Here is a 338-nt window from a genome sequence, read left to right as displayed (position 1 = left end):
TTTGAATTGACAGACGCTTGACTTTCATTCAATTTTCAAAGAGCAATGTGTATGCCGCCTTTCAAAGCGACAATTTCCATAGTACCAACTCATTTAATCAGAGTCAACACTTTTTTTGAAATTCTTTTTGGTGGAGCCTAGCGGGATCGAACCGCTGACCTCCTGCGTGCAAAGCAGGCGCTCTCCCGGCTGAGCTAAGGCCCCTTATTCAGATGGTCGGGAAGACAGGATTTGAACCTGCGACCTCTTCGTCCCGAACGAAGCGCTCTGCCAAGCTGAGCTACTTCCCGTTCTTTGAAAGAATAAGCTGCGAATCTCTTCGTCAACTACGTTCATGT

General features: G+C 47.0%; 2 tRNA genes. Both read right to left on the bottom strand.

What is annotated here, in order from left to right:
• Positions 1-128 precede the first annotated feature (128 nt).
• Positions 129-204 (bottom strand) — tRNA-Ala (locus tag ACW9JV_RS19295).
• 9 nt (positions 205-213) lie between these two features.
• Positions 214-290: transfer RNA gene (locus ACW9JV_RS19290), tRNA-Pro, on the bottom strand.
• Positions 291-338 lie beyond the last annotated feature (48 nt).

The sequence above is a fragment of the Salibacterium sp. K-3 genome, assembly GCF_054052005.1.
This window is presented reverse-complemented; position numbering and strand designations above follow the sequence as displayed.